The organism is Streptomyces pactum (genome assembly GCF_016031615.1).
Lineage (GTDB): Bacteria > Actinomycetota > Actinomycetes > Streptomycetales > Streptomycetaceae > Streptomyces > Streptomyces pactus.
Window position 1 is genome coordinate 1,872,180 of the sequence record NZ_JACYXC010000001.1, and the last position, 18,223, is coordinate 1,890,402.

General features: G+C 76.8%; 12 protein-coding genes, 1 tRNA gene and 5 pseudogenes. 7 read left to right on the top strand and 11 right to left on the bottom strand.

Annotated features, from left to right (window positions below; genetic code table 11):
* Positions 1 to 142: 142 nt before the first annotated feature.
* Positions 143 to 883: a winged helix-turn-helix transcriptional regulator gene (locus tag IHE55_RS32160; RefSeq protein WP_197988293.1), complete on the bottom strand. Its 741-nt coding sequence runs from the start codon at positions 881 to 883 to the stop codon at positions 143 to 145.
* A 276-nt stretch (positions 884 to 1,159) separates the two neighbouring features.
* Here IHE55_RS32160 and IHE55_RS32545 point away from each other — a divergent pair, with 276 nt between their 5' ends.
* Positions 1,160 to 1,903, top strand: coding sequence for a class I SAM-dependent methyltransferase (locus IHE55_RS32545; RefSeq protein ID WP_197988294.1), 744 nt, complete (start codon positions 1,160 to 1,162; stop codon positions 1,901 to 1,903).
* Positions 1,904 to 2,447: 544 nt separating this feature from the next.
* Here the strand turns inward: IHE55_RS32545 and IHE55_RS32550 are convergent.
* Positions 2,448 to 3,566, bottom strand: a pseudogene (locus IHE55_RS32550) (serine hydrolase domain-containing protein); the annotation flags it as partial.
* Between the two features lie 159 nt (positions 3,567 to 3,725).
* On the opposite strand from IHE55_RS32550, the gene IHE55_RS32555 reads away from it, so the two are divergent.
* Complete coding sequence (locus IHE55_RS32555; RefSeq protein ID WP_197988295.1) at positions 3,726 to 4,379, top strand: TetR/AcrR family transcriptional regulator; 654 nt, start codon at positions 3,726 to 3,728, stop codon at positions 4,377 to 4,379.
* Between the two features lie 188 nt (positions 4,380 to 4,567).
* Positions 4,568 to 5,134, top strand: coding sequence for an AAA family ATPase (locus IHE55_RS07395; RefSeq protein WP_197988296.1), 567 nt, complete (start codon positions 4,568 to 4,570; stop codon positions 5,132 to 5,134).
* A gap of 175 nt (positions 5,135 to 5,309) precedes the next feature.
* On the opposite strand, the gene IHE55_RS07400 is transcribed toward IHE55_RS07395, so the two are convergent.
* Entirely contained in the window at positions 5,310 to 5,762 is a 453-nt protein-coding gene (locus tag IHE55_RS07400) for a DUF6221 family protein (RefSeq protein WP_197988297.1), read from the bottom strand.
* Positions 5,752 to 5,976 carry a hypothetical protein gene (locus IHE55_RS07405; RefSeq protein WP_197988298.1) on the bottom strand — a complete coding sequence of 75 codons (225 nt, stop codon included), beginning with the start codon at positions 5,974 to 5,976 and terminating at the stop codon, positions 5,752 to 5,754. Before IHE55_RS07405 ends, IHE55_RS07400 begins: the two co-directional genes overlap by 11 nt.
* Before the next feature lie 574 nt (positions 5,977 to 6,550).
* Between IHE55_RS07405 and IHE55_RS07410 the strand changes: the two genes are divergently transcribed.
* Positions 6,551 to 6,799: a hypothetical protein gene (locus IHE55_RS07410; protein WP_197988299.1), complete on the top strand. Its 249-nt coding sequence runs from the start codon at positions 6,551 to 6,553 to the stop codon at positions 6,797 to 6,799.
* Between the two features lie 125 nt (positions 6,800 to 6,924).
* Here IHE55_RS07410 and IHE55_RS07415 read toward each other — a convergent pair.
* Positions 6,925 to 6,996, bottom strand: a tRNA-Val gene (locus IHE55_RS07415).
* Positions 6,997 to 7,696: 700 nt separating this feature from the next.
* Here IHE55_RS07415 and IHE55_RS07420 point away from each other — a divergent pair.
* Positions 7,697 to 9,003 (top strand): annotated as a pseudogene (locus tag IHE55_RS07420) (hypothetical protein).
* Between the two features lie 180 nt (positions 9,004 to 9,183).
* On the top strand, positions 9,184 to 9,399 hold the full coding sequence (locus tag IHE55_RS07425; RefSeq protein WP_197988300.1) for an FmdB family zinc ribbon protein: 216 nt from the start codon (positions 9,184 to 9,186) through the stop codon (positions 9,397 to 9,399).
* Between the two features lie 209 nt (positions 9,400 to 9,608).
* Here the strand turns inward: IHE55_RS07425 and IHE55_RS07430 are convergent, their stop codons facing one another.
* The 4 genes and pseudogenes from IHE55_RS07430 to IHE55_RS33380 form a co-directional block, all read right to left on the bottom strand.
* The gene (locus IHE55_RS07430) at positions 9,609 to 10,262 is read right to left on the bottom strand and encodes an O-methyltransferase (protein ID WP_197991849.1); all 654 of its coding nucleotides are present in this window, start codon (positions 10,260 to 10,262) and stop codon (positions 9,609 to 9,611) included.
* Between the two features lie 71 nt (positions 10,263 to 10,333).
* The gene (locus IHE55_RS07435) at positions 10,334 to 10,981 is read right to left on the bottom strand and encodes a response regulator (protein WP_197988301.1); all 648 of its coding nucleotides are present in this window, start codon (positions 10,979 to 10,981) and stop codon (positions 10,334 to 10,336) included.
* Positions 10,982 to 11,214: 233 nt separating this feature from the next.
* Positions 11,215 to 11,364 (bottom strand): annotated as a pseudogene (locus tag IHE55_RS33375) (sensor histidine kinase); the annotation flags it as partial.
* 891 nt (positions 11,365 to 12,255) lie between these two features.
* A pseudogene (locus tag IHE55_RS33380) lies at positions 12,256 to 13,482 on the bottom strand (sensor histidine kinase); the annotation flags it as partial.
* On the opposite strand from IHE55_RS33380, the gene IHE55_RS07450 reads away from it, so the two are divergent.
* Positions 13,409 to 14,032: a DedA family protein gene (locus IHE55_RS07450; protein WP_197988302.1), complete on the top strand. Its 624-nt coding sequence runs from the start codon at positions 13,409 to 13,411 to the stop codon at positions 14,030 to 14,032. The pseudogene IHE55_RS33380 and the gene IHE55_RS07450 overlap by 74 nt on opposite strands.
* Positions 14,033 to 14,307: 275 nt before the next feature.
* Here IHE55_RS07450 and IHE55_RS07455 read toward each other — a convergent pair whose 3' ends face one another.
* Together IHE55_RS07455 and IHE55_RS33020 are read right to left on the bottom strand one after the other, a co-directional pair.
* Positions 14,308 to 15,183, bottom strand: coding sequence for an HAD family hydrolase (locus tag IHE55_RS07455; RefSeq protein WP_197988303.1), 876 nt, complete (start codon positions 15,181 to 15,183; stop codon positions 14,308 to 14,310).
* A pseudogene (locus IHE55_RS33020) lies at positions 15,180 to 18,129 on the bottom strand (phosphoribosyltransferase); the annotation flags it as partial. The pseudogene IHE55_RS33020 and the gene IHE55_RS07455, both read right to left, overlap by 4 nt.
* Positions 18,130 to 18,223: the final 94 nt, after the last annotated feature.

Genomic DNA, 18,223 nt, shown 5'->3' on the forward strand with positions numbered 1-18,223 from the left:
GCCCGGCACAGGCCTCTCTACGGAGAATCGGCATAAATAACAGATGCACGCAGAGCCCGGTGGAGGTGCCGCGCCCGGCGGCGGACTTCGGGCCCGGTGCAGCCGGGGGAACGGGCCGGAACCCGGGCGCCGGACCCCGGCTTCACCTCGGCGTACGCCAGGCGAACCAGGACGGGAAGCCGGCCACCAGTGCCGGGTCGCCGTCGATCCGGACCAGGCCGTCCCGGGCCGCGGCCCGCAGGGTCAGGGTCCCGGCCACCACCCGGTGCAGCGCGCCGAGGTCCGCGGTGACCCACAGGTCGCTGTCGTGACCGGGGGGCCGGCGGCACGCGCTGACGTCCTCCGGGGCGAGCACCAGCCAGCCCCGCTCCCCCGGCCCGCCCGGCTCGTCCGACGCACCGGGCGCACTCGGCGCACTCGGCGCGCTCGACCGGCTCGGCGCGTTCGGCCCGCCCGGCGCGCCGGGGAAGACGAACTCCACCACCACGCGCCGCTCGGGCAGGCTTCCCCGGCGTACGAACTGCCGCAGCCGCCACAGCAGCCGGCAGCCGTCGAGCTGGTCCTGCGCGATGTCGCCGAGCAGCCGCCGGCGCGCCCAGTCGCCCAGTTGCCAGACCACCGGCTCCAGTTCGGCGCCGGCCGGGGTCAGCCGGTACCGGGGGCGCCCGCCGTCGTCGGTCTCCCGTACCACCAGCCCGTGGGCCTGCATCCGGCGCAGCCGCGTGGAGAGCAGCGTCCGGCTGATACCCGGCAGCCCGCGGTGGATGTCGTTGAAACGGCAGGAGCCGAGGAGGAGTTCGCGGAGCACCAGCAGCGTCCAGCGGTCCCCCACCGCCTCGACCGCCGCCGTCACCGGGCAGTACTCGATGCCCCGTCCCGCCATGCGTCCGCCCTCCCGGTCCTGTTTCTGTACCGCCGACGCCGGTCCCGAGCCTAGACACTCGGCGAGGATCCACGACACCAGGGGAGTTCCATGACCGGCACCTCGGCCTCTCCGGCCTCATCAGCGTCTCCGGCCTCTCCGGCCTCTCCGGCCTCTTCGGCTTCGTCCTCTTCCTTCTCGTCCCCGGCCTCCTCGGCCTCTTCCGTCTTCTCGGCTTCCGCGGATTCCGCGGGTCCGGCGGACCGCTCCACCTGGGCGGCCGGCGACTACCCGGCCATGGCCCGGCGTCTGACCGGGGCCGCGGACCGTGTGGTGGCCGTCGCCGGGATCACCCGGGGTACGACCGTGCTCGACGTCGGCTGCGGCACCGGCAACGCCGCCCTGGCGGCGGCCCGCCGCGGCGCGCGCGTCACCGGGGCGGACCCGACCCCCGAACTGCTCTCCGTCGCCGAACACCGGGCCCGCGCGGAGGGCCTCACCGTCTCCTGGCGGAGGGCGCCGGCCGACGGGACCGACGGGCTGTACGAGCGGGTGCTCTCGGTGTTCGGGGCCATGTACGCCCCGGACCCGGCGCGCACCGCCGCGGCGCTGCTGCGGTGCTGCGCGCCGGGCGGGCGTGTGGTGTCGGCGGCCTGGACGCCGGACGGCTTCATGGCCGCCACCAACCGGGCCATGGGGGCCTTCCTGCCTCCGCCTCCGGCCGGGACCGTGCCGCCGACCCGCTGGGGGGACGCGTCGTTCGTCCGGGGCCTCTTCGCGGGCGGGGAGGTCGCCGGGGTGACGGCGGCCACCGAGCACGTGACCTTCACCTTCCCCTCTCCCTCGGCGGCCGCGGAGTTCTGGCTCCGCACCGCCGGTCACGTCCTGACCGAGCGTCCCCGGCTGGAGGCGGAGGGGCGGTGGGCCGCCCTGCACGACGCGGTGGCGGCGGTCTTCGCCGAGTGGGACCAGGACACCGGTCCGGGGATACGGGTGGCAGCGGCCTATCTCCTGGTCGTGGTGGCCCGCGAACCGGCCTGATCCGGCGGCCCGCCCGCCGCCCCGTCCGGTGCCTCGCCCGGCGGCCCGCCCGCCGCGCCGCGCGCGGCCGTACCGTCCGCCCGGGAGCCCACTGCCGGTGCGCCGTCCGCCCCCCGCCCGTACGGCCCTGCTCCGCACGCCCCGCCCGTACGGAACGGAGGACGAGGGTCAGGCGGAGCAGGACCACCAGGGCACCGGCGGCCGTCGCGGCCCACCCGGCGAGGTGGACGTCGGGCAGCCAGATGCGCACCGGGTCCAGGCCGGTACGGCCGGCGACCACCAGCAGGACCGCTCCGGGGGCCGCGCCGAGCAGGCACCACACCACCTGGAGCAGGATCCGCCGCGGCCGTCGGCCCGCCACCGCCGGGCGCCTCAGCAGCCAGGCCGAGCGCACCGCGCCGGCGACCAGGAGCAGCCCCAGGGCGGTGACGCCCCAGATGGTCAGGTGGTAGCCGGCCGCGGACGGACCACCCTCGGGGGCCGGGGCGCCGGCGAGCATCCGGGCGGCCTGGAAGCCGACGTCCATGATCGCGTCGTCCTGGAGGAGGCCGTAGAGGTTCTGCTGGAGCACCAGCGCGACGTTCCGCTCGGGGAGCAGGAACAGCATCGCCGAGTAACCGGGGGACCCGCCGGTGTGCCACACGGCGGTGTCGAGCGGGGCGGACAGACCGCCCACCCGCCAGCCCAGCCCGTAGCCGGTTCCCTCGCCGCCGGGCAGCGTGCCCTGCTGCCGCATCAGCCGCACGGATGCGGGGGTCAGGACGGCGCGGCCGTCGGCGGTCCGCCCGGAGCGGAGCTGGAACGCGGCGAAGGCCGAGAGGTCGTCGAGGTCGCCGCCCAGATAGCCGTAGCTCGCCCCGTGGTCGTCCACCCCGTCGGCGACGGCGGCGGGTATCCCCCACATCAGCTGGTGTCCCGGGGCCAGCTTCCGGTCGCGGGCCGACGCCCGGTCCACGATGGCGCCGTCCATCCCGGCCGGTTCGAGCACGCTCCGTCTGAGATGGTCGGTGAAGGGACGCCCGGTGACCGACTCCACCACGGCGGCCAGGGCGACGTAGTTGGCGCTGCTGTACGCGTACCGGGTGCCGGGCGGGCCGAGCGGCTCGATCCCGTCCAGCGCCCGGATCCGGTCGGCGGGGCCCGGGCAGCCGGCGTCGAGGCAGTCGGTGACCTCGGCGGTGGCGGACGCCGGTATGCCGGCGGTCTGCGTCAGCAGGTGCCGGACCGTGACCCGGGAGGCGTGCGCGGGGCCGCCGAACCGGAAGCCGGGGACGTGGTCGGTGACCCGGTCCTCCAGACGGAGCCGGCCGTCCTGGACGAGGGTCATCACCGCGGTCGCGGTGACCGGTTTGGCGACCGACCCCCACAGGAACGGGGTCCGCGGGGTGACCCGGCCGCCCCGGCCGTCGGTGCCCCAGGACCGCCGGTGCAGCGGCCCGTCGGGGCCCACCACGGCGTAGGAGAGGCCGGGCACCCGGGTCTCCTCCATCCGGTCCCGGACATAGGCGTCGAGGGCGGCGTAACGGTCGCCCGGGGCGGCGGCCCCGGAGGTCACCGGGGCGGGTGACGCGGCCGGGGCGGACGCCGCGGCCGGCGCGCACGGCGACAGGCAGAGCAGCAGCGCCACGGCGCCGGCGACGGCACCCCGCAGACGCATGGGCATGACGGTTCCTCACGGTCGTCGAACGGCATCCGCGGGCACGGCCGGCACGACGGCACGAGAGCACGTCGGCAGTCCCGGCAGGACGGGCACCTGGGTGCACGGCACGGCGGATAACCATATGGCGATACGGTTTTTACCGTACGCTGGTACGGTTATCAAGTGCCGAGAACCGCCGACCACGAACAGCGCCGCCGCCAGATCGCCGACGCGGTGTGCGCGCTGATCTCCGAACACGGCCTGGACGCCGTCACCGTCGCCCGGACCGCCGCCACCGCCGGGATGTCCGTGGGACTGGTGCAGCACTACTTCCGCACCAAGGACGAGATGCTGCTGCACGCCTTCCGGGAGGTCACCGCCCGCATCCGGGCCCGGGCCGAGGAGCACATCCGGGCCGGCACCGAACACCGGCGGCCCATCTCGGCGGTGCTCGTGGAGGTGATGGCCGAGTTCCTCCCGCTGGACGACAACCGCCGCACCGAGTTCCGGGTCACCCGGGCGTTCACCGGCCGCGCCCTGGACGTGCCCGCCCTCGCCGAGGTGGACGCGGAGACCGCCCGGCAGCTGCGGTCCGAGATCGCCCGGGCGGTCCGCAACGGCAAGGAGTGCGGCGAGGTCGCCCCCGGACTGGACCCGTGGCCGGCGGCCGTCCGCCTCACCGCCCTGACCGAGGGGCTGGCGGCACAGGTCTACCGCGACCCGGCCGGCGTGCGGGGGACCCCGGCCGCCGACCTGGCCGCCGGTCTCCTCGCCGCCGAACTCGCCACCGTCTTCACCGGCGAGTGCCGCCAGTACGCCCGCTCCTCCGGACCCTGACCGACGGCCCCGCCGGCAGCCGCTCCCCCGCAGCGCACCCCGGCCCACGGCACCCGGCCACGGCGTCGGACGGCCGGATGACACGCCCCGGCCACGGCGCCGGACGGCCGGGCGGTGGGCCGGACGACAGGGCGGCGGGCCGGGAACCGGGTCGCGCGGCACGGGCCCGCACTGGCACGCTGCCTCCCATGCAGAACACGGAGGAGAACGCGGAGGTGCTGCTGCTCGGCGGACGGGCCGGGGTGGGCAAGACCACGGTGGCGTGGGAGGTTTCGGCGCTGCTGCGGGCCGCGGCGGTCTCCCACGCCGTCATCGACGGTGACTTCATGGGGCAGGCGCATCCGGCCCCGGAAGGGGACCCGGACCGCTCGGGGATCACCGAGGCCAACCTCACCGCCGTGTGGGCGAACTACGCCCGGCGCGGCTACCGCCGGCTGATCTACACGAACACGTACAGCGTGCTGCCCGAGACGGCCGGCATGTTCCGGCGGGCCATGGGCGACCGGGTACGGATCGTGCGGGTCCTGCTCACCGCCTCCGACGCCACCGCCCACGAACGGCTGGTGCGGCGGGAGATCGGGTCCGAGCTGGCTCAGGAGCTGGCGAGCAGCGCCCGCAAGGCACGCGTCCTGGACCGGCGGGCACCCGCCGACACGCTGCGGGTGGCGACGGACGGCAGGTCCGTCGCGGACATCGCCCGCGAGGCCGTGGCCGCCACCGGCTGGGCCGACCCGCGCTCCACCGCCACGTCCTGACCCACGACGGCGGGCCCGCCCCCTCGGGCGCGCGCGGGCCCGCCGTTCCCCCGCTGCCGCGGATCGTCGTCCTCGCCACTGCCGCGGATCGTCGTGGGCCGCGCCGGAGTTACGCCGCCGGGCCGGCGGTCACGCCCTCCCGCCCCCACCGGCACGGCCGTGCGGTGCGGACCGCCTAAGGCCGCCACTCCTCGCGGTAGTCGGGGTGGCCCGCGTACGGCAGGGCGAGCCGGCGGAACACCGCGTCGAGCACCTGGCGCTGGGTGGAGGCGGTGAAGCGGTTGACCGACTCGGGCAACGCGTCGCTCCGCTCCGGCTGCTCGTACATCCGCAGCAGCGCCCGCTTGGCCTCGACCTCGGCGACCACCCGGGCCGGGTCGAACCGGGCGATGAACCTCGCGTCGGCGTCGTGGTCGGTCACGGCGACGCACCCGAACGGCATCAGGGAGTCGTCGCGCTCCAGCAGGGTCCTCAGCGACGCGTCGTACGGCTCGGCCTCCCCGAACCCCTCCGCCATGACGGCGCGCCGCGCCGGCACGTGCCACTCCACGATGCCGCCGGCCGACCTGGCGGCCGCCTCGTCCTCGTCGTAGCGGGCGTGCAGGAACGTCAGCAGGTCAGCGGCCATCGCGTGGGTCCTCCGGCACGGTCTCCAGCAGGTGCCGCAGTTCCTCCGCGGACCACCCGGTGATACGGGCCACGTCGACCAGCGCTCCGTCCGGCAGGTCGTCCCTCCGCAGCACGGCGACGGCTTCGGCCTGGAGGTCGACGCGGGCGGCCTCGAAGGCTTCCACGGCTTCCTGGTAGCGCTGGGCGGCGAGTTCGAGCTTGGCGGTGTCCATGGTCCCGAGCCTGCCACAGGACGGCCGGCTCCCCGCACGCCCGGCCTCCGCCACGGGCCGAAGCGGCCACGGAACGGCGGGGCGACGACGGGCGGCCGTGCGATGACGGAAGTCGGGGCGGGCACGCACGGCGGGGTGGGCGCGCACGGTGGGCCGGCGACCGGTCACGGGCCCGGGGTGCGGGCAGAGGCCAGAGCCGGCCAGGGGCAGGGCGGGCCACGGACAGGGCGGGCCACGGTGACGGCGGCGACCGCCCCACCTCGGCCCGGAGCGACGGGCGGCACGGGCACGGCGGGCCGCTCACCCATACCAAACACCCGTCGCCCGCAGGGCGGTTCGGCGTGCGCACCGCTCGTTCCGGCGACTGTCCGCCGGACCGCCGCACGCCCACCCGGAAGGCACCGCACGATGGCCGGTGCGGCGGCGCGGCCCGCGGCGGCTCCGGGCGGGTCCTGTTCCCGGCCACCACCGCTCCGTTGGGATCGATCCGGCGGGACCGGGCACACGAGCGGGCGGCACACGGCGCGGGCGGACGGTCCGCGGCGGCGGATGAGGGGGCGGAGGGCGACACCGGATGACCGACGACCACGGCGTTCCCTGCCCCGGCCCGCACCACACCTGCCGTGGCTGCGAGGGCCCCGGGCTGGTTCCGTCCAGCGCGCTGTACATCACGGCCGCCGGGGCGGCGGCGGAGATGTCCCGGACCAGCACGTGCCGGGCCTGCCGCGGCCGCGGCCACTTCTGCAAGGCCCCCGTCCCGTGCCCCGGCCCGCACCACGCCGGCACACCGGTGCTGCCCCCGGAGGCGCTGCCGCCGGTGTAGCGCCACGCCCCGGCGATTCGGCGGACGGGACGGTCACCGGTGCCGGGCGCCGCCATCCCAGGAACCGGCGGGAGACGGACGCCGAAGGCCCCCGGCTGATGGACTGCCGGGGGCCTTCGGGAGGGTGGGCACAGACGGATTTGAACCGCCGACATCTGCTTTGTAAGAGCAGCGCTCTACCGCTGAGCTATGCGCCCGGGAACGAGCTGACAGCCTACATCGTCCCGGCGGGGGTGGCCGCAAACACCTCACGGGGTGCCGCTTTCCCGCGTCGTCCCCCCCGCCCTCTTCTCCCCCCTTCTTCCCCGTCCCGTCCGGCCCCGTCCCGCCGCCGCCCGCCGCGACGGCCGTCGTCGCCCCCGCGGCGCCCGGCTCGCCCCCCGCCGGGTGCCTGCCCCCCACCGCGACGCCCGGCCCGCCCGGCGGCGGTCCCTGTCCCGTCCGGCCCCCTCCCGCGCCGCCCCCCACCGCTCGACCCTCGGGTCCCCCGACACCCGTCCCGCGCCGTCCGGTCCCGTCCCTGTGGTGCGGCCCGCCTCCGGGGGTGTCGCCGGGCTGTGATCCGTAGGGAGAAGAGGCGACCAGCAGCGGGGATGGGGCGGCGGTGAGTGACGGCGGCGGGGGTGGCGTGAACTGATCGGCCCGTGGGTTCGTCCTCCCGGGTGGGAGAATGGCAACCGGAGCTTGGCGATCTTTCGGGAGAGGGACGTGACGGGGACACGCACGTGGGGCCGGCCGGGTCGGCGAAGTCCTCGACGCTCCGTCGTCACGGTCCGTGGGCGAGGCGCCGCGCCGCCGGCCGGCGGCCGCCCGGCGGCCGGTGCCGGTCCCGGGACGGCCGGGGACGGCGGCCCGGTACCGCGTCCGGGGCGGTTCCTCCGGGACCTGGCGGGGCTGGTGCTGCTGCCGCTTCCGCTGGTCGCGGTGGCGGTCGCGGCCGTACCGGGGTCGCTGTCGGGCGGCGGCACGCGGCGCTGGTTCGGCGGCCGGGGTCAGCAGCAGCGGGCGGAGGCGCAGGCGGCCAAGGACGCCGCCGCGGCGGCGTTCTACGAGCTGGACACCGCCCAGCGCGACCTGCGGATCTCCATCGAGACCATCAGCGCGGTGGACGACTCCCCCGCCGGGCGGAAGGCCGCGGCCGACTTCGCGGCGCTGGGCCGCCGCATCGACGAGGTGAGCCACGCGTACATCTCCGCCGTGGACGCCCACGATCTGGACCGGGACAGTCTGGATCCCGCCACCGCCGACCGCGCCCGGACCGAGCTGCTCCGCGCCAAGGAGGCGCTGGAGCGGACCCGGGCCGAGCTGGAGCGGTTCGCCGAGGGGCTGGGTCCGGTGCTCCAGCGGGCCGAGTCGCAGCTGGCGCGGCTGGCACCGGCCGTGGAGCGGGCCCGGCAGGCGCTGCGGGACGCCACCGGGGCACTCGACGCGGTCCGCGACACGGGGCTGCGGGCGGACGACCTGGCGGCCCGGCTCGCCGCGCTCGGCCCGGAGCTGACCAAGCTCAACGAGGGCGCCGCCGAGCACGGGGTCCAGGAGACGATCCGGCGGGCCGACGACGTGCTGCGCCGGGCGGAGGCGGTACGGCAGGAGGCCGAGCGGCTGCCGGAGCGGGCCGCGGAGACCGACCGGCGGCTGGTGTCGCTGCGCACCCGGGCGGAGGCGATCACCACCCGCGCGGCCGGGGTCGAGCCGGTCCTCAGCGAGCTGCGGCGCCGGTACAGCGCCGCCTGCTGGCAGGACCTGCAACCGGTGCCGGGGCAGGCGGAACGGGACGTCGCCCTCGCCCGGGAGAAGCTGCGGGAGGCGCGGACGGCCCGCGCGGAGCAGCGCTGGCCGGACGCCACCGCGCTGCTCGCCACCGTCCGGGCGCTGCTCAACACCACCGACGAGGCGGTCTCCGCGGCGGGCGAGCGGCTGCGGCGGCTGGACCGGGTGTCGGCCGACCCCCGGGAGGAGATCGAGCGCACCCGCTTCGTGATCCGGGACGCCCAGCGGCTGGCCATGGACGGCCGCACCACCCCGACCCCCGCCACGCCCGCCCGCTGGACGAGGCGGTGGCCCGGGTCGACCGGGCGGTGGCCGGGCTGGAGGGCCGGCACCCGGACTGGTGGCACTTCCTGACCGAACTGGAGGCCGTCCGGCAGACCGTGGCCCGGGTGGTCCAGGACATCCGCGAGGAACGCGCCGCCGGCCCCCGGTGAACCCTCCCTCCGTCCCGGCCGGCCGATGGAGCCGGGCCGGGCGGCAGGCCGGGAGCGGAGCGGCAGGCCGTGGCCGGGCCAGAGCCGGGACCGGGCCGGAGGTCGGCGCGGGCGGGGGGCCGGGGGCGGGCCGCGGTCGCATCCTGTTGACCTGCGGCGCGCCTGGTTATGCTGCGGAGCATGCCTCGTTACGAGTACCGGTGCCGCGCCTGCGGATCAACCTTCGAGCTGAACCGTCCGATGGCCCAGTCCTCGGACCCCGCCACCTGCCCCGACGGGCACCACGACACGGTGAAGCTGCTCTCCACGGTGGCCGTCGGCGGCACCGCCGCCGCTCCCCGCGGTGGTGGTGGCGGCGGTGGGGGCGGCTGCTGCGGTGGAGGCTGCTGCGGCTGACCACCGCCCCGCCGGTGCCCCGGACCGCCCGATCCGTGACCCGGGCCCGCCCCGGTCGGTATCCCGTACCCCGATCTGTAGCCCGAACCATCCCGGGGCCGGTACCTCCGCCCGCCCGCCCATGGCCGCCCCCGCGGGCCCGGCCATGGGCGGGCGGTCCGGATCGCGGTCGGCCGGTCGCGGACCGGACCGCCGTGCCGCCCCGCGGATCAGGCGCGGCGACGGGCCAGGGTCACGCCGTCGGCGACGGTGAGCAGCACCGCCTCGGTGCGTGGATCGGCGGCCACGTGGTCGTTGAAGGCGCGGATGGCGGCCGCGTCGCCCTCCGCGTCCGGGTTCACGACCTCGCCCTTGAACAGCACGTTGTCCGCCACGATCAGACCGCCGGGGCGGAGCCGGGGGACCAGTTCGTCCCAGTACGCCACGTAGTTGACCTTGTCCGCGTCGAGGTAGGCCAGGTCGATGTGGGGCTCGGCGGGCAGCGCGCGCAGGGTGTCCAGGGCCGGGGCGATCCGCAGCTCGATGCGGTCGGCGACGCCGGCCTTCTCCCAGGCGGGCCGCCCGTACGCGGTCCACTCCTCGGAGATGTCACAGGCGATCAGCTTGCCGTCGGCGGGCAGCGCCTGGGCCATGGCCAGGGCCGAGAAGCCGGTGAAGGTGCCCACCTCGACCACCGTGCGGGCGCCGATGAGCCGGACCAGGAAGGCGAGCAGCGGCGCCTGCTCCCGCGCGGACTGCTTGCGGGCGACGTCCGGCAGTTCGGCGTGGGTGACCTCGACCAGTTCCCGCAGCACCGGGTCGAGCGGCGGGTTGTGCTCCAGGACGTAGCGGTACAGCTCATCGGTGACCGGGGTGGTCTTCAGCGGCGCGGCGGCGGGCTCGGCCGGGCCGTCCCCGGTCCGGTCGGTGTTCCTGCTCTCGGGCACGTGAATCGTCAACTCCCCAGATAACGGAGGACAGCGAGGACGCGGCGACTGTAACCCGAACTCGCGGGCAGTTCGAGCTTGTCGAAAATGGCGTTGATGTGCTTCTCGACGGCGCTGCGGGAGACGTGCAGCCGCTCGGCGATGGCGTTGTTGGCGTGGCCCTGCGCCATGGCGTCCAGCACGTCCCGTTCGCGCGGGGTGAGGCGGGCGAGGGGGTCGGCGTGGGTGCTGCGCACCAGCAACTGCCGCACCACCTCGGGGTCGAAGGCGGTACGCCCGGCAGCCACCCGCTCCAGGGCGTCGAGGAACTCGTCCACCTCGACCACCCGGTCCTTCAACAGGTAGCCGATGCCTTCGCCGGCCCCGGTGAGCAGTTCGGTGGCGTACCGCTTCTCGACGTACTGGGAGAGCACCAGCACCCCCACGCCGGTGTGCCGTTCGCGGATGCGCAGGGCCGCGCGGAGCCCCTCGTCGGTGTGGGTGGGCGGCATCCGGACGTCCACCACCACGGCGTCCACGTCGGGGTGCCGGTCCACCTCGGCGAGGAGCGCGGTGCCGTCGCCCACCGCGGACACCACCTCGTGCCCCTCCTCGGCGAGGAGGCGTACCAGTCCTTCGCGGAGCAGCGTGGAGTCGTCGGCCAGGATCAGTCTCATGGGCGGGGCGGGGCCTCTCCGGTGGTGCGGGCGGGACAGCGGTCCGCCCCGTCCGACGGTGCGGCCGGTGCGGCGGACGGCGACGGAGCGTCGCAGGGCGACGGTACCCGCCGGGGTGACGCGCCGTCCGGGCCCGGGGCCGGGGAGGCATACGTGACCGGGACCGGGGAGGTGTGCAGGGTGCGGCGGGGCGTCCCCGGGGGCGGTGGCCGGGTCGGGCCCGGGCCGGGATCGGGGAGTTCGGCGAGGACCGTGGTGGGTCCGCCGGGCGGGCTGTCCACCCGCAGGCGGCCGTCGAGCGCGGCCACCCGGCGGGCCAGACCGAGCAGTCCGCTGCCGGCCGGGTCGGCACCGCCGCGGCCGTCGTCGGTGATCCGCACCCGCAGGACCGGGCGGCCGGGGAGGAGGCCGGCCCCACCGGCGGAGGTGGTGCCGTCCGGGCCGCCGCCGGTGCGTGACCGGCTGTCCGCCCCGGTACGTGACCGGCCGTCCGGCACGGTACGTGACCCGCTGTCCGGCCCGATGCGCGGTCGGCTGTCCGGCCCGGTGCGCGGCCGGTCGTCCGTACCGGTGCGCGGCCGGTCGTCCGTACCGGGGCCACCGGTGGGTGAGCCGCCGTCGGCGCCGGACCGGTCCCCCGGCGGGACCGGCGCCGCACCCGCTGCCGGCCGGCCCGCCGGGGACGCGGTGGCCGGGGACGGGGTGCCGGCGCCCGTCCCGCGCCCGGCGCCGAACGGAGCGGCGGGGCCCGCACCGGCCGCCGTCCCCGCACCGACGACCGTCCCCGCACCGGCGGCGGCCCGGGCGGCCGGCACCACCGGGTCGCCCGCGGCACCCGTGCCGCCCCGGGTACCCGCGGCATCCATGGCGCCCGTCGTGCCGTACGGCGCCGTCGCACCGCCCGGGACCGCCGCACCGGATTCCGGTCCGGCGACGGTCCACCGACCCGTGGCGGCCCCGGGGGCGGCCCCCGGCCCGGAGACGGCGCCCGCACCCGGGGCGGCGGCCTCCGGCCCCGAGCCGCCCGGGGCCGCCGTGCGCCCGGGTTCCGGGGCCGCCGGGTCCCACCGGGTCAGTTCCACCTCGACCACCGATGCCCCGGAGTGCTTGATCGCGTTGGTCACCGCCTCGGAGACCACGAAGTACGCGACGGTGCGCAGCGCCGGGCCGGGTTCCCGCGGCAGCGCGTACCCCAGCCGGACCGGCACCGGGGAGCGTTCCGCCACCGTCTCCAGGGCGGCGCGCAGCCCGGCCTCGTCCAGCACGGTCGGGTACACCCGCCACGCCACCTCGCGCAGGTCGGTGAGCGCCTGCCGGCTCTCCGCGTGCGCCTGGGCGACCAGCGAGGCGATCTTCTCGGCGTCCTGGGCGCGGCGGGCACGGCCCAGCAGCATGCCGAGGGCGACCAGGCGCTGCTGCACCCCGTCGTGCAGGTCGCGTTCGATGCGCCGCCGTTCGTCGTGCACCGCCTCCACCACCCCGGCACGGGTGGTGGCCAGTTCCTCGATGCGCCGTTCCAGCGCGTCCCGCCGGCTGGGGCCGAGGAAGTGGTGGGCCAGCTGTCCCTCCAGGGCGGCGACGCCCACGATGCCCTGGAGGGCGAGGAAGAGCAGGAACACCCCGCCCAGTGCGGAGCCGAGGACGTTCCACCAGTTGCCGCCGTCCATCAGCAGCCAGCCCCAGGCCAGCAGGCTGGCGTAACCGCAGCCGGCCAGCACGGCCAGGAGCACCAGCGCGCCCAGCAGGCCCAGCGTCCAGCGGACCGCCAGGTACTGGGCGGCCCGGCGCCAGGTGTGCTCCGCGGCGACCTGGTGGCCGTAGAACCGGGCCAGGCGCCGCCGTTCCCAGCCGGTCAGCCACCGCAGCCCCGCGGCGAGCGGGCGCGGGAGGCGCTCCGGGGCGCGCCGCCGGGCGGTGAGGAACAGCAGCACGAGGCCGGTCGCCACGAGGAGGAGCAGCTCGGCCAGGGCGGTGGCGGTACCGGTCACCAGTCCGGCCGTGAGCCGCAGCCCCGCGCGGAACCACCGCCGCCCGCGGCCCGGCGCCCCCGGTCCCCGGGGCGTCCGCGGGTGGCTGCCGTCGGGCCCCTGCGGCAGCTCCGACGACCACCCCCACGACGACGACGTGCCCCATGACGACGGCGACGGCACCGGGGACAGCGGCATCCCGGACGGCACCGGGGCCGGCGGCGTCGTCCCCGACGACGGTGACGGGTGCATGGGCGGCGCGGGCCGGTCCGGCGCCGGCGGAGGCGGCGGTGACGGCCTCCCCGGCGGTGTCCACTCCTGCATGGCAGCCCACGCTAGCCGGGCGGCCCGGCCCCGGACACTGAGGATTTCCGCAGGATACGGCTGCGGCGCGTGCCCGTTGGGCCGGGCGGCGGACCTCATGGTCCGGTGCGGCCTCCGGTTCCTAGCGTTGCCGGACATGAGCGAACGGATCACCGACTGGGCCACCGGCCTGATGGACACCCTGGGCGCGCCCGGGGCGGGCGCGGCCATCGCGCTGGAGAACCTCTTCCCGCCGCTGCCGAGCGAGGTGATCCTGCCGCTGGCGGGGTTCGCGGCGGCGCGCGGCGAGATGAACCTGTACGCGGCTCTGCTGTGGACCACCGCCGGCTCCGTGATCGGGGCGCTGGCGCTGTACGGGGTGGGCGCGCTGCTGGGCCGCGACCGCACGGTGGCGCTGGCGGCCCGGCTGCCGCTGGTGAAGGTGAGCGACGTGGAACGCACCGAGCGGTGGTTCGCCCGGCACGGCACCAAGGCGGTGTTCTTCGGGCGGATGGTGCCGATCTTCCGCAGCATGATCTCGGTGCCGGCCGGGGTGGAACGGATGCCGGTACCGCTGTTCCTGGCCCTGACCACCGTGGGCAGCCTGATCTGGAACTGCGTGTTCGTGCTCGCCGGTTACCAGCTCGGGGACAACTGGGAGCGGGTCACCGACTACGTCTCGGTGTACTCCAAGGTGGTGCTGGCCGCCTCGGTACTGGCCGTGCTGGCGTTCGTGGTCGTCCGGGTGGCCCGGCCCGGCCGCGGCCGGCGGCGGGGGTGACGTGCCCGCCCGGCGGATCCCACCTCGGAGCACGGCCGGGCCACGGAGCACGCCCCGGACCACGACACACGCCCCGGCCACGGGCGACGGCCGTAGGACCTCGCCCCCGCGCCGGGCCCGCACCCGACCGCCGGACTCCGACCCTTTGCCCCCCGACCGCCGGACTCCGACGCTTTGGGCCCCCCCGACCGCCAGACCCCCGGACCCCGAACGCCGGACCCCGACCACCGGACCCCGGACCCCGACACCGCCGGACCCGGCCGCCGGACCCGTCGTCAGGTCCGGCCGTCGGCCCGGCCCCGGGACACCGCGCGGATGACCGCCTCGCTGCGGGCCCGGGCGCGGACGTCGGAGGCGTGCTCGGCGATGGCGCGGACGATCGCCTCGCCGGCCGCCACACCCCGCTCGGGGAGGGCCGTGACCTGCGGCGCGGTCCAGCCGGCGTCGGCGAGTTCGCCGTGGCCGGGCCGCCAGCCCTGGTCACCGGCGAGCAGCAGGTCGGTGTCGAGCAGCGAGTCGCCCGCGGTGAGCACCTCGGTGGCGCCGGTGCGGCGGGCCACCTCGGCGACGGCGGCGCTCTTGGTGAGCGGCCGCGGCACCGCGTAGAGCTTGCGGCCCTGGAGGGAGACGGTCCAGCCCAGCGGCTCGGCCCAGTCGGTGAGTTCCTTCACGTAGCCGTCCGGCATCCGCTCCCGGTCCACCACCAGGTACGCGAACAGGTCCTCGGCGACCCGCTCCTTGAGCACCCAGGAGGCGTCGGCGGTGCGGTTCAGGTGGGCGCGCACCTCGTCGAGCGGGGCGCAGCCGGAGTCCAGCGCGGCGCGCACCGAGGCGTGCCAGTCGCCGTCGGGTTCGCCGTCGACCAGCAGGTGCCCGCCGTTGGCGCAGATGGCGAACTTCGGCGCCGGCCCGGGCAGCCGGATGCGGCCGTACTGCTCACGGGTGCGGGTGGTGGTGGGGACGAAACAGGAGGTGCGGGCCACCTCGGCGAGCAGCGAGGCCGCCTCCTCCGTCATGTAGGACAGCGGTGCGTGGTGGTAGACCTCCACGCACAGCAGCCGGGGCGCCTCGGTGTCGGGCATCTCCAGGCCGAGGGCGGCCGCCGAGTAGATCAGGGTGCGGTCCAGATCGCTGGCCACCAGAACGGTCATCGTTCCCCCGCCTTTCCGCCGGTCGTCACGCCGGTCGTCGTCGCCCGAGTCGTGGTGCCGGCCGCCCCGACGGCCCTGCCGTCGGCGCCCGTCGCGCCCCTGGTGTAGCGCGGATGGATCAGGCCCACACAGGTGTACGGCAGCCCGTCCACTTCTTCAACCGGTACGCCGCGCTGTTCCGCGAGCAGCCGCACATGGTCCAGGTCCGCGCCGGCGCCGCGCTGGGCGAGGATCTTCCACGGGACGCGGCGCAGCAGCACCCGGGTGGTCTCGCCGACCCCGGGCTTGACGAGGTTGACGTCGTGGATGCCGTACTCCTCGCTGATCCGCTCCACGGCGGCCCACCCCTCCCAGGTGGGGGTGCGGTCGGCGGCCACCAGCTCCGCGACGTCGGCGGCCACCTGCCGGGCCACCTCCGGGAAGCGGGCCGCGACGGTGTCCAGGAAGAGCCCGGAGACGTCGGAGCCGGCGAGTTCCCGGTAGAACTTGCCGCCGTGGAAGTCGTCCGGGCCCACCAGGTCGGCGCGGAGCACGGTGCGCGAGATGAGGCCGGAGACCGTGGAGTTGAGGCAGGCGGAGGGGATCAGGAAGTCCTCCCGGGTGCCGTAGATCTCCACGCAGCGGCCCGGATCGGCCAGCACGGCGAGCCGGGGGTCGAAGCCGGGGTGGTCGGCGACCGCCTCGGCGAGTTCCCGGGTGATGGCCCCCTTGCCGGTCCAGCCGTCCACGAAGACCACGTCGGCCGGGTCGTGGTGGGCGGCGAGCCAGCGCAGCGCGGCGCCGTCGATGCCCCGGCCGCGCACGATGGAGACGGCGTAGTGCGGCAGGTCCAGGCCGTGCGCGTGGCGGGCCCAGCGGCGCATCAGGACGCCGACCGGGGTGCCGGCCCGGGCCAGCGACACCAGCACCGGGCGCGGCGACCGTTCGGCCAGCACCAGTTCGGTGACGGTGCCGACGGCGCGCGCGATCCGGGCGGCCGAGGCGTCGAGCGCGCCGCGGAACAGCGCCTGGTACGCCTCGCTCGGCTGGTACTCCACCGGCAGCGACTCGGCGTAGTGGGCGCCGCCGCTCTGGATGGCCTCCTCCCTCTCCTCGGTGGGCGCCTCCAGCGTGACGTCGGAGAAGTCCTGGAGCAGCCAGCCGACGTCCTCGGGGGCGTAGGAGGAGAACGCCGGCCCGCGCAGCGGTCCGGCCGGGCCGGCCGCCGGGGCACCGGCCGGCGGGGCCGGACGCGGCGCCGGCACACCGGCTTCCGGGGTGGCCGCCGCCGGGGCGCCGGTCCCGGCGGGGCGGGGAGCTGCGGTGCCGGTCCCGGGGGTGCCGGCTGCCGGTCGGGGCTGGTGCATGGGGGGAGCCTGTCGTTCGTCTGCGGTCGGTGGCGGTACGGGGGGCGCCGGGGCCTTCGGGGGCGGGGCCGGCCGGAGCGGTCGTGCCGGGGCCGGCGGACGCGGCCGCTGCCGGGCCGGGCCCGGGGACGTCCGAGGGGACGACCGCGAGCAGCACCCGGTCGGTGTGGCCGGCGAGCCGGGCCAGCAGCCCCTCGGGGGCGTGCAGCGGCGGGGTGTCGGCGACCGAGTCCACGACCGCGACGATCGCGTCGAAGCGGCGGCCCGGGTCGCCGCCCGGGGCGACGTTGTACGCGTAGCGCTCGCCCGGACCGTCGGCGGGGTCGTCGTGCGCCGGGAAGACCAGCCGGGTGCGGATCGCGTAGCCCGGCTCGTCCACCGCGAGCACCGGTGAGCGGGTGGTGGTGGAGTACCGCACCTCGGCGTCGACCGCCCGGTCCAGCGCCTCGGCGATCCGCAGTGGTGCGTACATCAGCTCCTCGAACCCGAGCACCAGCACCCGCCGCGGGGCGCGTGCCGGCCCCGCGGTGTCCCCGGACGGCCGGGGCGCGGGTCCGGGCGCGGAGGCCGCATCCGGTGCCGGCGCGGCGCCGAGCGCATCGGCGATACGTTTCGCCATGCCGGGCAGCGCGGCCTCCAGGCGGGCCCGGTGCTCGGGGGTGAAGCCGTGCCGCCCGCCGTCGGGCAGGCCCCGGGGCCAGCCGAGGTCCACCCGGATCACCGGGGCCGCGCCACGGCCGGCCCCCGCGTCCGCCCCCGTTCCGTCGCCCGGGACCGGACCGTCGCCCTCCCCCGGAAGCGCGCCGGACCCGTCCCCGAGAGCCGGACCGGCGCCGCCGCCGACGGTCACCGGACGCGGCACGGCCTCGGGGTGCGGGACGGCAGCCCGGACCGTGTCCCGCGCGGCGGCCTCCTCCTCGGCGACCAGCCGCTGCCCGCGCTCCAGCACCCCTTCCGGCAGCTCGGCCGTGCCCGTCGCCATGGCGATCAGGTCGATCCGCGCGCCGAGGCCGTCGGCGAACCGGCGCAGCCCCTCGCGGTCCCGCTCCGACCGCATGTCCACCAGCGCGACCACCACATAGCGGCGGCGCGGGTGGCGGGCGTGCAGCGCCGCGATGGTGTTCCGCACCGTGTTGCCGGTGGAGAACTCGTCATCGACCAGCACCAGCGGCCCGTCGCCGGCCAGCAGTCCGGGATCCCGGGGCAGCAGCAGATGGGAGGTGGCGTGGCTGTGCTCCTCCTCGAAACCGCCGACCGGCCGCACGGTGTCCACCGGGCGCCGGGTGGAGTGCAGGTAGGGCGCCGACGCCAGACCGTCGGCGACGCTGTGGCCCAGGCCGGTCGCCGTCTCGGCGTACCCGAGGACCACGGCGCGCGCCGACTCCTCCTCACCGAGCAGTTCCCGCACCCGCCGGCCCAGCCGCAGCCCGGCCCGGTACACCGTCTCCGGGCGCTGCGGCACGTGCTTGCCCAGCACGTTGGAGACGAGCAGATGCGCCCGCCTGGGGTTGCGGCGCAGCGCCAGGCCCAGCAGCGCGGTCAGCTCCCGGTCGCCGTGCAGCCGGATGCCCAGCCGGTCGGCGACCCACTGCCCCGACCACACCGTGCCGTCCCGGTCACCGTCGCCGTCCGGCCGCACGGTTCGGTCATCGCCGCCGTCGTCCGGCCGTACCGTGCCGTCATCGCCGCCGTCG

Excerpts from the sequence above, each read along its gene's own strand:
- IHE55_RS07395 (WP_197988296.1), top strand. The coding sequence starts at position 4,568 with ATGCAGAACACGGAGGAGAACGCGGAGGTGCTGCTGCTCGGCGGACGG.
- IHE55_RS07405 (WP_197988298.1), bottom strand. The coding sequence starts at position 5,976 with ATGGACACCGCCAAGCTCGAACTCGCCGCCCAGCGCTACCAGGAAGCC.
- IHE55_RS07410 (WP_197988299.1), top strand. The coding sequence starts at position 6,551 with ATGACCGACGACCACGGCGTTCCCTGCCCCGGCCCGCACCACACCTGC.
- IHE55_RS32545 (WP_197988294.1), top strand. The coding sequence starts at position 1,160 with ATGGCCCGGCGTCTGACCGGGGCCGCGGACCGTGTGGTGGCCGTCGCC.
- IHE55_RS07425 (WP_197988300.1), top strand. The coding sequence starts at position 9,184 with ATGCCTCGTTACGAGTACCGGTGCCGCGCCTGCGGATCAACCTTCGAG.
- IHE55_RS32160 (WP_197988293.1), bottom strand. The coding sequence starts at position 883 with ATGGCGGGACGGGGCATCGAGTACTGCCCGGTGACGGCGGCGGTCGAG.
- IHE55_RS07400 (WP_197988297.1), bottom strand. The coding sequence starts at position 5,762 with ATGGCCGCTGACCTGCTGACGTTCCTGCACGCCCGCTACGACGAGGAC.
- IHE55_RS07450 (WP_197988302.1), top strand. The coding sequence starts at position 13,409 with ATGAGCGAACGGATCACCGACTGGGCCACCGGCCTGATGGACACCCTG.
- IHE55_RS07435 (WP_197988301.1), bottom strand. The coding sequence starts at position 10,981 with ATGAGACTGATCCTGGCCGACGACTCCACGCTGCTCCGCGAAGGACTG.
- IHE55_RS07455 (WP_197988303.1), bottom strand. The coding sequence starts at position 15,183 with ATGACCGTTCTGGTGGCCAGCGATCTGGACCGCACCCTGATCTACTCG.